This window comes from Amycolatopsis sp. NPDC000009 (assembly GCF_055563465.1).
Genome location: NZ_JBVHDI010000032.1, coordinates 1 through 13190 on the forward strand (window position 1 = coordinate 1; position 13190 = coordinate 13190).

At 69.8% G+C, this 13190-nt stretch carries 17 protein-coding genes; 8 read left to right on the forward strand and 9 right to left on the reverse strand.

What is annotated here, in order from left to right; all coding sequences use genetic code 11:
• Positions 1-136: 136 nt before the first annotated feature.
• The 4 genes from ACZ3HL_RS42500 to ACZ3HL_RS42515 are packed head-to-tail and all read right to left on the reverse strand — an operon-like array spanning position 137 to position 2906.
• Complete coding sequence (locus ACZ3HL_RS42500) at positions 137-652, reverse strand: SRPBCC domain-containing protein (protein WP_465416818.1); 516 nt, start codon at positions 650-652, stop codon at positions 137-139.
• The gene (locus tag ACZ3HL_RS42505; protein ID WP_465537518.1) at positions 649-990 is read right to left on the reverse strand and encodes an ArsR/SmtB family transcription factor; all 342 of its coding nucleotides are present in this window, start codon (positions 988-990) and stop codon (positions 649-651) included. Before ACZ3HL_RS42505 ends, ACZ3HL_RS42500 begins: the two co-directional genes overlap by 4 nt.
• 57 nt (positions 991-1047) lie before the next feature.
• Positions 1048-2415 carry a GntT/GntP/DsdX family permease gene (locus ACZ3HL_RS42510; protein ID WP_063276125.1) on the reverse strand — a complete coding sequence of 456 codons (1368 nt, stop codon included), beginning with the start codon at positions 2413-2415 and terminating at the stop codon, positions 1048-1050.
• The gene (locus tag ACZ3HL_RS42515) at positions 2412-2906 is read right to left on the reverse strand and encodes a gluconokinase (protein ID WP_465416812.1); all 495 of its coding nucleotides are present in this window, start codon (positions 2904-2906) and stop codon (positions 2412-2414) included. Before ACZ3HL_RS42515 ends, ACZ3HL_RS42510 begins: the two co-directional genes overlap by 4 nt.
• A gap of 103 nt (positions 2907-3009) precedes the next feature.
• On the opposite strand from ACZ3HL_RS42515, the gene ACZ3HL_RS42520 reads away from it, so the two are divergent.
• From ACZ3HL_RS42520 to ACZ3HL_RS42535, 4 genes are all read left to right on the forward strand, one after another.
• Entirely contained in the window at positions 3010-3705 is a 696-nt protein-coding gene (locus ACZ3HL_RS42520) for a FadR/GntR family transcriptional regulator (RefSeq protein ID WP_465416810.1), read from the forward strand.
• Between the two features lie 38 nt (positions 3706-3743).
• On the forward strand, positions 3744-4697 hold the full coding sequence (locus tag ACZ3HL_RS42525; RefSeq protein ID WP_465537519.1) for a cobalamin biosynthesis protein CobD/CbiB: 954 nt from the start codon (positions 3744-3746) through the stop codon (positions 4695-4697).
• A 200-nt stretch (positions 4698-4897) separates the two neighbouring features.
• A complete protein-coding gene (locus ACZ3HL_RS42530) occupies positions 4898-5284 on the forward strand; it encodes a YciI family protein (RefSeq protein WP_465416806.1) in 387 nt (128 codons plus the stop codon).
• Complete coding sequence (locus tag ACZ3HL_RS42535; protein ID WP_465537520.1) at positions 5281-6486, forward strand: RNA polymerase sigma factor; 1206 nt, start codon at positions 5281-5283, stop codon at positions 6484-6486. Before ACZ3HL_RS42530 ends, ACZ3HL_RS42535 begins: the two co-directional genes overlap by 4 nt.
• A gap of 39 nt (positions 6487-6525) precedes the next feature.
• Here the strand turns inward: ACZ3HL_RS42535 and ACZ3HL_RS42540 are convergent, their stop codons facing one another.
• From ACZ3HL_RS42540 to ACZ3HL_RS42555, 4 genes are all read right to left on the reverse strand, one after another.
• Positions 6526-7113 (reverse strand): TIGR03086 family metal-binding protein, encoded by a 588-nt coding sequence (locus tag ACZ3HL_RS42540; RefSeq protein ID WP_465537522.1) that lies wholly within the window; start codon positions 7111-7113, stop codon positions 6526-6528.
• A 136-nt stretch (positions 7114-7249) separates the two neighbouring features.
• On the reverse strand, positions 7250-7870 hold the full coding sequence (locus ACZ3HL_RS42545) for an FMN-binding negative transcriptional regulator (RefSeq protein WP_465416800.1): 621 nt from the start codon (positions 7868-7870) through the stop codon (positions 7250-7252).
• Positions 7871-7924: 54 nt separating this feature from the next.
• Complete coding sequence (locus ACZ3HL_RS42550; RefSeq protein WP_465416798.1) at positions 7925-8746, reverse strand: SURF1 family cytochrome oxidase biogenesis protein; 822 nt, start codon at positions 8744-8746, stop codon at positions 7925-7927.
• Between the two features lie 23 nt (positions 8747-8769).
• Complete coding sequence (locus ACZ3HL_RS42555; RefSeq protein ID WP_465537524.1) at positions 8770-9231, reverse strand: low molecular weight protein-tyrosine-phosphatase; 462 nt, start codon at positions 9229-9231, stop codon at positions 8770-8772.
• 130 nt (positions 9232-9361) lie between these two features.
• On the opposite strand from ACZ3HL_RS42555, the gene ACZ3HL_RS42560 reads away from it, so the two are divergent.
• Positions 9362-9682, forward strand: coding sequence for a hypothetical protein (locus ACZ3HL_RS42560; protein WP_465416794.1), 321 nt, complete (start codon positions 9362-9364; stop codon positions 9680-9682).
• A 203-nt stretch (positions 9683-9885) separates the two neighbouring features.
• Here the strand turns inward: ACZ3HL_RS42560 and ACZ3HL_RS42565 are convergent, their stop codons facing one another.
• Positions 9886-10440, reverse strand: coding sequence for a chorismate mutase (locus ACZ3HL_RS42565; RefSeq protein WP_465537526.1), 555 nt, complete (start codon positions 10438-10440; stop codon positions 9886-9888).
• Between the two features lie 31 nt (positions 10441-10471).
• Between ACZ3HL_RS42565 and ACZ3HL_RS42570 the strand changes: the two genes are divergently transcribed.
• The 3 genes from ACZ3HL_RS42570 to ACZ3HL_RS42580 are packed head-to-tail and all read left to right on the forward strand — an operon-like array spanning position 10472 to position 13153.
• Positions 10472-11293: a Nif3-like dinuclear metal center hexameric protein gene (locus tag ACZ3HL_RS42570; RefSeq protein WP_465416790.1), complete on the forward strand. Its 822-nt coding sequence runs from the start codon at positions 10472-10474 to the stop codon at positions 11291-11293.
• Positions 11294-11309: 16 nt separating this feature from the next.
• Positions 11310-12047, forward strand: coding sequence for a zinc ribbon domain-containing protein (locus tag ACZ3HL_RS42575; RefSeq protein ID WP_465416788.1), 738 nt, complete (start codon positions 11310-11312; stop codon positions 12045-12047).
• A complete protein-coding gene (locus tag ACZ3HL_RS42580) occupies positions 12044-13153 on the forward strand; it encodes a bifunctional RNase H/acid phosphatase (RefSeq protein WP_465537528.1) in 1110 nt (369 codons plus the stop codon). The genes ACZ3HL_RS42575 and ACZ3HL_RS42580 overlap by 4 nt, the downstream gene beginning before the upstream one ends.
• Positions 13154-13190: the final 37 nt, after the last annotated feature.

Consider the following 13190-nt stretch of genomic DNA (forward strand, 5'->3'; position numbering starts at 1 on the left):
CCCAGGCCTCACGAGTGCTCACCCACCAGCAGCCACCACATCCAAGCCTGCCAAACCAGCCTGAACACAACCCATTAGGCCTCCTTGAGGGACTCAGAGTCCCTCAAGGAGGCCTTCACGGAACTTGCCGGAAGCGTCAGGAGGCGGCGGGTACGAGCGGCTCGTCCGTCTCCAGCAGCGTCTTCAGGTCCGACAGGATCCACGCCCAGCCGCCGCCGGGGTTCTCGTTCGGCCCGGCGTCGATGTTCTCCCGCGAGCCGCTGACCAACGCGGCCGTCGCCGGCGCGCCGGTGACGTCGTGGGTGACGGTCAGCCGGGTGCCCGCGGTCTTCGTCTCTTCGATCTCGTAGGTGAGCTTGGTGTACGGCTCCTCGGCGTAGGCCGGGTCCATCAGCAGCTTCCAGGTGATGACCAGTCTGCGTGGCGGGACGACTTCCAGTACCTCGCCGCCGGCGAGGTCGTCGGTGAACCCGGCCTGGACGAAGTCCGGCGTCGGATGCGTGACGTGCTTGCCGCCCGGGCGCAGGTCGAAGTCGACGAGGCCGGAGTAGCCGTATTTCCGCGACCACTCCGGTTTCGTGATCGCGTCCCAGATCTTCTCCGGGGTGGCCTTGATGTAGACGCGGTAGACCTGGGTGACGGTGTCGGTCATGACGGTTCCTCGTTTTCGGGTACTGGGGCTTCGAGTTCGGCTTTGAGGTCGAGCAACGCGGTCACGTTGCGCTCGGTGAACTTGTCGATCCACCGGTCGTGGATCTGGCGGATCGGCACCGGGTTGAGGAAGTGCTTCTTCTCCCGGCCCTCCTTGCGCGTGACGACAAGTCCGGCTTCTTCGAGCAGCTTCAAATGCTTCATCACGCCGAACCGGCTCATGTCCACTTCGGACTCGAGATCGGTCAGGGTGCGGCCGTCACGCGTGAACAACCGGTCGAGCAGGAACCGGCGGGTCGGATCCGCCAGGGCCTTGAATACCAGGTCGTCGTCGGGCACACCGGAAGAATAGGTGACCAAAAGGTCACATGTCAACCGGGTCTTCAGGTACTTCGGCTACAACAAGGCGCCGAGCGGCAGGATCAGCGCGATCGCGACCACCGAGATGACCGTCTCCATGATCGACCAGCTCTTCAGTGTCTGCCCGACCGAAAGCCCGAAGTACTCCTTGACCAACCAGAAACCGGCGTCGTTGACGTGGGAGAAGAACAGCGAACCGGCGCCGATCGCGAGCACCAGCAGCGCGCTGTGCGACGGGTCCATGGTCGCGGCGAGCGGGGCCACGATGCCGGCGGCGGACACGGTGGCGACCGTCGCGGAGCCGGTGGCGAGCCGGATCGCGACCGCGACCAGCCAGCCGAGCAGCAGTGGCGACAGGTTTGCGCCGGTGGCGAGGCTGGTGATGACGTTGCCGACCCCGGCGTCGACCAGGGTCTGCTTGAATCCGCCGCCCGCGCCGACGATGAGCAGGATGCCGGCGATCGGCGGCAGCGAGTCCGCGACCGTGGACGACAGCTTGTCCCGCGTGAAGCCCGCGGACTTGCCGAGGGTGAGCATGCCGAGCAGGACCGCGGCGAGCAGCGCCACCAGCGGATCACCGATGAAGTCGAGCACGCGGCGGACGTGATTCTCCTTCTCCAGCAGGATGTCCGCGAGCGCCTTGCCCATCATCAGCACGACGGGCAGCAGCACGGTGGACAGCGTCGCGAAGAAACCGGGCCGCCGTCCGTCCGAAGAGGACGATTCCGGGATGAGGCGTTCCGGCGCGACGGCGTCGGGGACCATCTTCGCGGCCAGCTTGCCGAACAGCGGCCCGGCGATGATCACCGTCGGGATCGCGACGAGCAGGCCGAAGGCCAGCGTGAGGCCGACGTTCGCGTTCAGCGCGCCCGCGGCGGCGAGCGGTCCTGGATGCGGCGGGACGAGACCGTGCAGCACCGAAAGCCCGGCGAGCGCGGGGATTCCCAGCATCAGCAGCGGTTTCCCGGTGCGCTTGGCGACCAGCAGGATCACCGGGATCAGCATGACCAGGCCGATCTCGAAGAACATCGGCAGCCCGATCAGCGCGGCGACCAGCGCCATCGCCCACGGCAGGGCGCGGTCGCCCGCGCGGCGCAGGATGGTGTCGACGATCTGGTCCGCGCCGCCGGAGTCGGCGAGCAGTTTGCCGAGCATCGCGCCGAGCGCGATCAGCACGCCGACCGAGGCGACGGTGGAGCCGACGCCGGAACTGAAGCTCTTGATCAGCTTGTCCACCGGCATGCCCCCGACGAGCCCGAGCACGCCGGAGCCGAGGATGAGGGCCAGGAACGGATGCTGCTTCGCCTTGGTGATCAGGACGACGATCACGGCGATGGCGAGCACCGTCGCGCCGATGAGACGGGTGTCGTGTCCGGTCCAGGCGGCGGCGAGTGTGGTGGTCATCGGCGGTCCTCGAAAGCGGAAAGGGCGGTTTCGACGATCTCTTCCGGCTTCTTCGCGATGTCGGCGACGAGGCCGAATTCGTCCGGCTGCAACGGTTCGAGATCGGCGAGCTGGGAGTCCAAAAGGGACACCGGCATGAAATGGCCGGAGCGGGTCTTCATCCGGTCGGCGAGCAGGTCGCGGTCGCCGTGCAGGTGCAGGAACCAGACGTCGCCACCGCCGCGCAGGATGTCGCGGTAGCGGTATTTGAGCGCGGAGGACGTCACGACGCCGCCGGCGGACTGGTGGCCGGAGATCCAGGCGGCGATGGCTTCGAGCCAGGGCCGCCGGTCTTCGTCGTTCAGCGGGTGGCCGGAGCTCATCTTGTCGATGTTCGCCTTCGGATGGAACGTGTCCGCTTCGGCGTAGTCGACGCCGAGGCGTTCGGCGAGTGCCGTGCCCACGGTCGTCTTGCCCGAGCCGGAAACGCCCATCACCACGATGACGGTCATCCGTACCTCCCACGTCGTTGTAGCCGGGACGAGTACAGCTCAAAAGTACTACTTAAGCAACATCAAGTACTACTTAATCGAGTCAGAAGGTTAGAGTCGCCTGGTGGGCAACGACAGGCATGCAGAGGTGCTCGACGCGCTCGGCTCCGCGATCGCGAACGGGGAGCTCCCGCCGGGTTCCGTCCTGCGCTCGGAGGAGCTCCAGGAGCGGTTCGGCGCGTCGCGCACGGTGGCGCGCGAGGTGGTGCGCGTCCTCGAAACGATGTGCCTGACCAGCAGCAAGCGCCGGGTCGGCGTGATCGTGCGCGAGCCGCGGGACTGGAACCATTACGACCCGAGACTGCTTCGCTGGCAACTCGACGGATCCGAGCGGAAGACCGCGCTGAGAACCCTGACCGAACTGCGTTCCGGCGTCGAACCGTGCGCCGCCCGGTACGCCGCGCTGCGGGCGACCCCGGAAGAAGGCGGCCGTCTCCGGGCCTTGGCGAAGAGGCTGGAGGAGACGGCGCACCAGCGGGACCTCGAAACCTTCCTGGGGCACGACGTCGCATTCCACGATCTGCTGCTGTCCGCGTCGCGGAATCCGATGTTCGCGCAGCTTTCCGCGGTCGTCGCCGCGGTGCTCGCCGGGCGAACCGGGCACGGGCTGATGCCGGAGGAACCGCAACCCGAGGCCGTCGCCCTGCACGTCGAGGTCGCGGCGGCCGTCGATGCCGGTGACCCCGACCGGGCCGAACGCGCGATGCGCGACATCGTCATCCAGGCGCGTGACGAGATGGCCGTCCTCCTGGACGGATGATCTTCGAGTAATCTCTGCAGGTCTTCGAGGGATACTGCATGCAGGGGGCGACGGTGAGCGCGGCGCGCGCGATCGGCTTGGTGTTGGGGGTGGCCGCGGACGGGGTGATCGGGAATCCCCGGTCACGGCGTCCGGTGACGGCGTTCGCCAGGGCGGCTTCGGCGGTGGACGCGAAGGTGCGGGCGAAGCGGCCGGTGGCCGGAATCCTGTGGACCGGTGGCCTCGCGGGCTCCGCCGTACTGGCGGGCGTGCTCGCCGAACGCGCCGGACGGCGCAGCCCCGTCCTGCAGGCGACGACGACCGCGGTGACCACCTGGGCCGTCCTCGGCGCCGCCGGACTGGCCGCGCACGGCACGTCGCTGGCGCGTGACCTCGAAGAAGGCGAACTCGAGACCGCGCGCGGCACACTGTCCACACTGGACCCCCGGGTCGCCGACGATCTCGGCGTCATCGGCCTCTCGCGCGCTTCGGTGGAGACGCTCGCGGAGAACACCGCCGACGTCGTCATCGCGCCGCTGGTGTGGGGTGCGCTGGCCGGTGTCCCCGGCCTGCTCGGCTCGCGTGCGATCAGCCTGCTGCGCGGCATCGGGCGCGGACGTCCCGAGCGGTATCGGTGGCTTGTCGCCCGGCTGGACGAGATCGTCCATCTGGTGCCCACGCGGGTCGCGGCCGGGCTGACCGTGCTCGCGGCCCCGGTCGTCGGCGGCTCGGCCGGTGGGGCGTGGCGAGCGTGGCGGCGGGACACCACCGCGCACCCGAGCCCGAACGCGGGCCGCGTCGAGGCCGCCTTCGCCGGGGCGCTGGAGATCCGGGTCGGCGGGCGGACGGTGTATCCGCACGGGGTCGAGGAGCTGCCGGTGCTCGGCATCGGCCGCAACCCGGACGCCGGCCACGTGACGCGGGCGGTGGAACTCTCCCGGGTGGTCGGCTGGCTGGGCGCGCTCAGCTCGGTGGTGCTGGCGGGTCTCGTCGGGCTTCGGCGACGGCGCTGACCTGCGGTTTCGGCGGCGCGGGGGAGCAAGGGACCTTTGCTACCACCTAGGCCGCTGACCTGCGGAAAGGGAGCAAGGGACCTTTGCTGCCACTCCGGTGGGAGGAGTCGACGACGGGAGCAGCGGGCCGCGTTGTCGAGTTACCGTCTCCCTGTTCGTCATCCTCTGCGAACGATCCGTTTCGGATGGCTGGAGGACCCGTGCAGTATCTGCTCCTGATCTACAACTGCAAGCGGCCGGAGCCCGATGACCCCGCCTTCCCCGAGGCGCTGGCCAGGGTGAACGCCTTCGCCGACGAATGCCGCCGCCGCGGTGTCTTCGTCGGCGGACATGCGCTGAGGCCGGAAAGCACGGCCACCGTCGTCGAAGTCCGGGGCGGGAAAACGCTCGTCACCGACGGCCCTTTCGTGGAAACCCACGAGCACCTCGGCGGCTACTACGTCCTCGACTGCCGGAACCTCGACGAGGCGCTCGAACTGGCCGCGCTCTGCCCGCTGGCGAGCGAGGGCTCCATCGAGGTGCGGCCGATCGCCGGTGTTCCCGGTCTCGATCATCGGCCGTCCGACCCGGTGGCCGCCGCGGAATGACGGCCGAGGTGGTGGGGCGGGTCTTCCGCGAACACCGCGCCCGGATGCTCGCCGCGCTCGTCCGCGTGCTCGGCGACTTCGAACTCGCCGAAGACGCGTTGCAGGACGCGTGCGCACAGGCGCTGCGGCGCTGGTCCGAGCCGCCGGACGATCCGGTCGCCTGGCTGCTCGCGGTCGCGCGCAACAGCGCCATCGACCGGCTGCGGCGGGCCCGGCTCGGCCGGGAGAAGCAGGAAGAGGCGGCCGCGCCGGCGGAGGCGACGATGCCCGACTTCGACGACAAACGGCTGCTCGCCGTGGGCGACGAGCGGCTGAGCCTGATCTTCACCTGCTGCCATCCCGCACTAGCGGAGGAGGCACGGGTGGCGCTCACGTTGCAGGCCGTCGCCGGGCTGACCGCGGCGCAGATCGCGCGGACCTTCCTGGTCACCGAAGCGGCACTCGCGCAGCGGCTGGTGCGGGCGAAGCGGAAGATCCGCGACGCCGGCATCGGCTTGGAGGTCCCGGCCGACCACCTGCTGCCCGAGCGCCTGACAGGCGTGCTGGCGGTCGTGTACTTGATCTTCACGCAGGGCTACGCCGCCGGCGACGCGGTGATGCGGCGGGAGGCGATCCGGCTCGCCAGGCTCGTCGCCGCCCTCATGCCCGACGAGCCCGAAGCACTCGGACTGGTCGCCTTGCTGTTGCTGCACGATTCGCGGTCCGCCGTCCGCCGCGACGGTGCCGGTGATCTCGTGCTGCTGGAGGATCAGGACCGGTCCGGATGGGACCACGGCGAGATCGTCGAAGCGATCGGCGTCCTCGACCGGGCGCTGCGCCACGGGGCACCCGGCCCCTACCAGCTCCAGGCCGCCATCGCGGTGCTCCACGCGCAGGCACCGTCCACAGCGGACACCGATTGGGCCGGGGTCGCCGCGCTCTACGGTGAACTGCTGGCGCTGACGCCCTCGCCGGTGGTGGCGCTGAACCACGCGGTCGCCGTCGCGATGGCCACGACGCCCGAGGACGGGCTCGCGCTCATCGACCGGATCGACGGGCTGGAGCGCTATCAGTTGTTCCACGCCGCACGCGCGGATCTGCTTCGCCGCCTCGGCAGGCGTGACGAGGCGACGGCCGCTTACCGTCGCGCACACGACCTCGCCACCGACCCGGGCGACCGGCGATTTCTCCTCGGACGGCTGCGTTCACTCGATTCCCCGTAGGGGCGCTCGGGCGGGAGGAGACCTCCCGCCCGAGCGACGTCAGGCGGGTACCGGCTGCCAGGCCGCCCGGCCGAGGAACGCCAGCAGCCGGGTGTGCTCGTCGGCGTCCGCGGGCGGGGTGAGCTCCGGCCCGAAGAACCCGGGGCGGCGCACGACATGGGCGCGTGCCCATTCGAATGCGAGGTCGACGAGCTGAGGAGCGGGCCGGACGTCCATCCCGAGGGCGTACCCGATGTCCCAGGTGTGGGCGAGGTGATCGGTGATCAGCAGGGTGACGATCGCGGCCAGCGGGACTTCACCGATCCCCGTGATCGAGGTGATCCTGGTGAGAGCGTCCGGCGTCAGCGCCGCGACCGACTCCTCGCGCGCCGCCCGCCAGGTTCGCAGCGGATCCTCTCCGGCCAGCACCGCCGGGTGCGGCGCGCCCGGCGCACCCGCCGATTCCCGGTAGTCCTCGCCGGTCGCCCAAGCGCGCATCTGGTGCTGACCCCAGATCACGTGTCCGGCGACGTCACGCACCGACCACTCGGAGCACATCGACGGCTTGTCCCACTGATCCGGCCTGACCGCCGCGAGGACCGCGTCGAACCCGTCCTGGGCGTGCCGGTACGACTCCATCGTTTCCATCACTGTTCCCTTCCGCGAGATGTCGTGCACCCCTAGGACGAACGGGAGGGATGCGGCTCGACACCGGACGTGGGAGCAAGGGACCTTTGCTACCGCCTGGCGCGCTGACCTGCGGAAAGGGAGCAAGGGACCTTTGCTACCGCTCCCGCCGCGCCAGCTGCGCCCGCGCCCGGGCGTCCATCGGGCCGTCGCGCCGGGCGAGCTCCGCGTCGATCCGTGACCGGTCGGCCTGCTGCTTGTTGCCGCCGAACTTGAACTTCGCCCGCACCCCGGTCACGGTCAGCTCGACCCCGCGGATGCCAGGGAGCAGCCGCTTGTCCGGCGCCTCGGTGGCGCTCACCCCCAGTCGGCCAGAGCCGGGCTCGAAGTGCGCGAGCTGCCGGTCGAGGAGCGAGGCCTTCTCCGCGGCGTCGTCGATCAGCCGGACGTCGCATTCGAGCTGGACGGACGAGTAGTAGGAGGTCGGCACCCCGTGCGGCGGGTCGGCGGGGGTGTTCCAGTCGGAGCGGATGTAGGTGTGCTCGTCGATCACCGACAGCAGGGCGCGCGGGTGTTCCTCCAGCAACGGCCAGACCGGGTTGGGACGCGCGAGGTGCAGCAGGACCGTTCGGTCGCCGTCGAAGACGAAGTGCACGGGGTTGACGATCGGCAGGTCACGACCCGCGCCTCCGGCGATCAGCTGGCCGAAGTCGTGTGCGGAGAGCCAGGTCTGCCATTCGGCGTCGTCGTGGGCGGCGTCCCACGGGTGAATCAACATGATCGAAGGGGATCATGCGGAATGGACCTATGAAAGGGCCATTTTCGTGCCAGATCAGGTGGCCACTTCTGTGTGCTCGTCCTCGGCCAGCATCTCCGCGACACTCTTGCGCCGGTGTGGCCGCTCCGTGGCCAGCGCGCCGCCCGGCTTCAGCTCACGGACGGTGAAGTACAGCCAGCCCATCACCGCCATCGCCCCGAACGCGATCCACTGGAGCGCGTAGGAGAAGAACGGCCCGGCGTCGGTCTGCGGCAGCGGCAGCGCGCCCAGCACGCCGGGCTGGTTCACGTCGAGCTGGAAGTAGCCCGGACGGATGTCCAGCTTCGCGGCCCGCGCGACGACCTGGGAATCGACGACGTAGCTCTGCAGCTTCCCGCCGGTCGACTCGTCGGCGAAGGCGTCGCGGTTCTTCCCGTCCTTCTCGTCGTGACGGGCCCGCGTGACGATGTCGACCGTTCCGGCGGGAGGCGGGGCGAAGGGGAGCGCGCGCGACTTGTCGTCGAGCCGGACGTATCCGCGGTCCACCAGTACGACCGTGCCCTCGACGGTCCGGAACGGTGTCAGGACCTCGTAGGCCGCTTCGCCCTGTACGGAGCGCAGACGGGCCACGACCTCGCCCTCGGGCAGGTACGTTCCCTTCAACGCGACCAGGTGCCATTCGGTGCGCTGATCAGGGGCGGCGCCGTTCGGAAGCAGCTGGTCCAGCGACCGCGGCTGGCCGGTGAACGACTCCCGCAGCGCCGCGTTCTGGTGCTCGCGCTCGGTGTTGCGGGAGAACTGCCATGGCGCCAGCAGGGTGAAGCAAGTGATGGCGAAGGTGAACACCACCAACGTCAACGCCAGCCACCCGGGCTTCAGCAGGAACTTCAACCGCACCCCACCACGGTAAGCGGTCGGCCTCAGGCGTGTGCGCGCACCCAGCCGAGCAGGCCGGGAACGGCCCGTTCGATCATGCCGAGGACGTCCTCGAACCCGTCGTCCTCGCCGTAGTACGGGTCCGGAACCTCGGCGCCCTCGGGCGCGGACGGGTCGAACTCGCGCAGCAGACGGACCTTCGCCGGGTCCGAGACCTTGCGCCGAAGGAACGACAGGTGGCTCTCGTCCGCCGCGAGCAGCAGATCGGCCGCCAGATGCCCGCGGTCGACCTCGGCCGCGACGTGGCCGGTCGGGTAACCGTGTTCGGCCAGCTTCGCGCGGGCCCGTTTGTCGGCGGCCTCGCCCACGTGCCAGCCGCCGGTTCCGGCGCTGGACACCTGAACGAGGTGATCGAGTCCCGCCTCCTCGGCCTTCGCGCGGAAGACGAGCTCGGCCATCGGGGAGCGGCAGATGTTGCCGGAACAGACGAAGACGATGTGCAGCACCTGATCAGTGTGATGGCCGCCGGAGATCGACCGCTCACCGGCTCCGAACGGCTACCGGGCGCGCGAAGCTGGAAAGCCGGGACGAAGCGGGAGTAGACCTCCTGGAGAGAAACACGCAGGAAGGTCGCGTATGAGCGCACCAATACCCAGCATCGAGTCCCCGGCAACCGGGCTCCGCTGGTACCGCATCACCGTCAAGCTTCCGCACCCCTACGAGGTCGGGCGGATCCTGTCGGAGCACCACTTCGTCCAGGCGAGATCGCCGAAAGAGGCGATGACCAGGATGCCGTTGCACCTTCGGTCGAGCGCGTCCGTCGCGCCTTACGAGGTCGTCCGGCCCGATGTGCCCGATCAGGCGACGAAGGCCTACCGGGCGATGCTGTGGACGGGTCGCGTGGTGCGCGCGGCCGGCCGCTGGGCGATCAGCAAGGACGCGAAGGCGCTGGACTGAGCCCGGGGGCGGTAGCAAAGGTCCCTTGCTCCCCTCGGGCGGGCACTGTGTGGATTTCAGGTCACCCAACGCACCAAAAACCACACAGTCACTACGCGCGGTAGGGGGTGTGTGGAAATAGGGACACTCAACGTCCCTGTTTCCACACACCCCACCCGCTGAGCGCCAGTGGTAGCAAAGGTCCCTTGCTCTCCCGCCGCAGGTCAGGGCCGTGTGCAGGCGGACCGGACGGACTCCGAAAGTGCCCCCGAGTGCAGCCGGTCCAGCCCGCGCCGCGCGTCGGTCAGCCGCACCGTGACCGCGAGCCGCACGTCGCACGATCGCCGCGCCCGCGCGTCCAGCGTCGCCGCGAGCTCGGTGAGCAGGCCCGCGTTCAGCCGGTCGATCACCGGCCGCACCTCGGTCCCCAGATCGGGCCGTCCGGGCGGCCGCGTGGCGGGGTGCTCGGTCCACCGCGCGTACAGGCCGCGCTGAACGACCTTGTTCGCCTCGATCTGGTCGCGGAAGAACCGCACCGCGCCGGCCGCGTCGAGGCCGAGACCGGGCGCCTTCGCCGCCACCGAGTCGAGGATCTGCTGTTCGCGCACCGGATCGTCGATCGGCGACGGCGTGCCGAACTTCGCGGCCGCGACCTTGTCGGCGATCTGGACGCGCTGAGCGGCCAGGTCGGTCAGTTGCCAGAGTCCCGGAGACGCCGACGCCGGCGCGGGTAGCAAGACGAGAAGCAGCGAAGCGGCACAGAGCACCCGAAGTCGCATGCCCGGAAACGCTACATGCGAAAATCCCCGGGTGCCCGCGCTAGCCGAAGTCATCGCCGCCCTGGAGCAGGCGTACCCGCCCGAACTCGCCGAATCGTGGGACGCCGTCGGACTCGTCTGCGGCGATCCGGCCGAGAACGTGGACAAGGTCCTGTTCTGCGTCGACCCGGTCGACGAGACCGTCGACGAGGCGATCGCCGGGGGCGCTCAGCTGATCGTCGCGCACCATCCGCTGCTGCTGCGCGGCGTCCACGGCGTGCCGGCCGACAGCACCAAAGGGCGTCTCGTGCACCGCCTGATCCGTGCGGGCGTCGCGCTCTACTGCGCGCACACCAACGCCGATTCCGCGTCGCCCGGCGTCTCCGACGCGCTCGCCGACGCCATCGGCCTGACCGTCCTCGGCCCGCTCGACCCCCGCGAGGACGGCGTCACCGGGATCGGGCGCATCGGCGAGCTGCCCGAGCCCGAACCGTTTTCCGCCTTCGTCGAACGCGTCGCGAACGCCTTGCCGCGCACGGAGCCCGGCGTCTACGGCGCGGGCGACCCCGACCGCCCGATCAGCCGCGTCGCCGTCTCCGGCGGTTCCGGCGACAGCTATCTCAAGCGGGCCACCGCCGCCGGTGTCGACGCTTACGTCACGGCCGATCTCCGGCATCATCCCGCCGGCGAGCATCTCGCCGAGATCGCCGAAGTCCCCGCACTGGTCGGCGTCACGCACTGGGCGAGCGAATGGCCGTGGTGCGAGCAAGCCTCGGCCGTCGTCCGTGCCGCGTTTGCGGGTAACGTCGACGTTCACGTCTCCACGAGGTGCACCGACCCGTGGACGCTACGGGCCACCCGAACCGAGCACTGACCATCCAAGGAGCACCGTGAAGGCCGATCCCGCCGTCCAGCGCCAGCTGCTCGAACTCGCGAAGGTGGACGCGGAACTCTCGCGTACCGCCCACCGTCGCCGCACCCTGCCGGAGATCGCCGAGATCGACGCGGGCGAGAAGACGGTGCGCGAACGACGTGACGCGCTGGTCTCGGTCCAGACCGCGGCGTCCGACCTCGACCGCGAGATCGCGCGCCAGGAGAAGGAGATCGAGTCGGTGCGCGCCCGCGGCGATCGCGACCGCAAGCTCCTCGAATCCGGTTCCGTCGCGGCGAAGCAGATGACCGACATCGAGCACGAGCTGAACAGTCTCAACCGGCGCCAGTCCGCGCTGGAGGACGACCTGCTCGAACTGATGGAACGCCGCGAGGCGCTCGAGCTGGACGCCCAGCGCACCAGCGCCGAGGTCGCGAAGGCCGAGAACGAGGTCGCCGAAGCCGTCAGCCGCCGCGACGAGCACTTCACCGACCTCGACACCACGAAGGCACGCCGCGACGAAGACCGCGCCAAGCTCCTGCCGCGTTTCCCGGAAGGCCTGCTGAAGTTGTACGAGCGGGTGCGCGCGCAGAAGGGCATCGGCGCGGCGCTGCTGCGGGCCCGCCGCTGCGGCGCCTGCCAGCTCGACATCGACCGCCGTGAGATCGCCGAGATCAAGGCGGCCCCCGAGGACAACGTCATCCAGTGCGAGAACTGCGGCGCCATCCTGGTGCGCACGCTGGAGTCCGGCCTGTGACCGACCACGTGCTCGTCGAGGCCGACGGCGGTTCGCGGGGCAATCCCGGACCCGCCGGATACGGCGCGGTCGTCAAGGACGCGGCCACCGGCGAGGTGCTCGCCGAGCGCAAGGCGTACGTCGGCATCGCGACCAACAACGTCGCCGAGTACTCCGGCCTGATCGCCGGGCTCGCCGCGGCCGCCGAGCTCGGTGCGTCCACAGTGGACGTCCGGATGGACTCGAAGCTCGTGGTGGAGCAGATGTCCGGGCGCTGGAAGGTCAAGCACCCGTCGATGCAGCCGCTGAACGCCGAGGCCAAGGAGCTGGCGGCGCGGTTCTCGCGCGTGCGCTACGAGTGGATCCCGCGCGCCGAGAACTCCCACGCGGACGGCCTGGCGAATGAAGCGATGGACGCCGGGAAGCAGGCGGAAGCGCCGAAGAAGACCGTGAAGCAGGACAGGGTCAGTCCGGTCGGCTGGAGCGGCGCGACCGGGACGCCGACCAAGCTGCTGCTCGTGCGGCACGGCCAGACGGCGATGTCGGTCGAGAAGCGGTATTCCGGCCGAGGCGACGTGCCCCTCACCGAGCACGGCAAACAGCAGGTGGCCGCCGCCGCGAAACGCCTCGGCGCGATGGAGGGCCTGGTCGTCGACGGCGAGGCCGCGCCGATCATCGCCTCACCGCTGATCCGCACCCAGCAGACCGCGCAGGCGATCGCGGACGCGCTGGGCGGCCGGGTCGAGACCCACCCCGGGCTGATCGAGACCGATTTCGGCGACTGGGAAGGCCTCACCTTCAAGGAGGCCATGGACCGCGACCCGGAGTTCCAGACCAGCTGGCTTTCCGACACCTCGATCGCGGCGCCGGGCGGCGAAAGCTTCGACGGCGTCCACCGGCGGGTCCGCAAGGCCCGCGACGAACTGATCGCGAAATACGGCGGCCGGACGCTCGTGCTGGTCAGCCATGTCACGCCGATCAAGGCTTTGCTGCGGATGGGGCTGGACGCCGGGCCGTCGCTGCTGTTCCGCCTGCATCTGGACCTGGCGTCGCTGTCGATCGTCGAGTTCTACCCGGACGGCAACGCGTCGGTGCGGTTGGTGAACGACATCTCCCATCTTTCCTGATCGGAAAGGTGTGATGCGGATCACGCCTGGATATGAC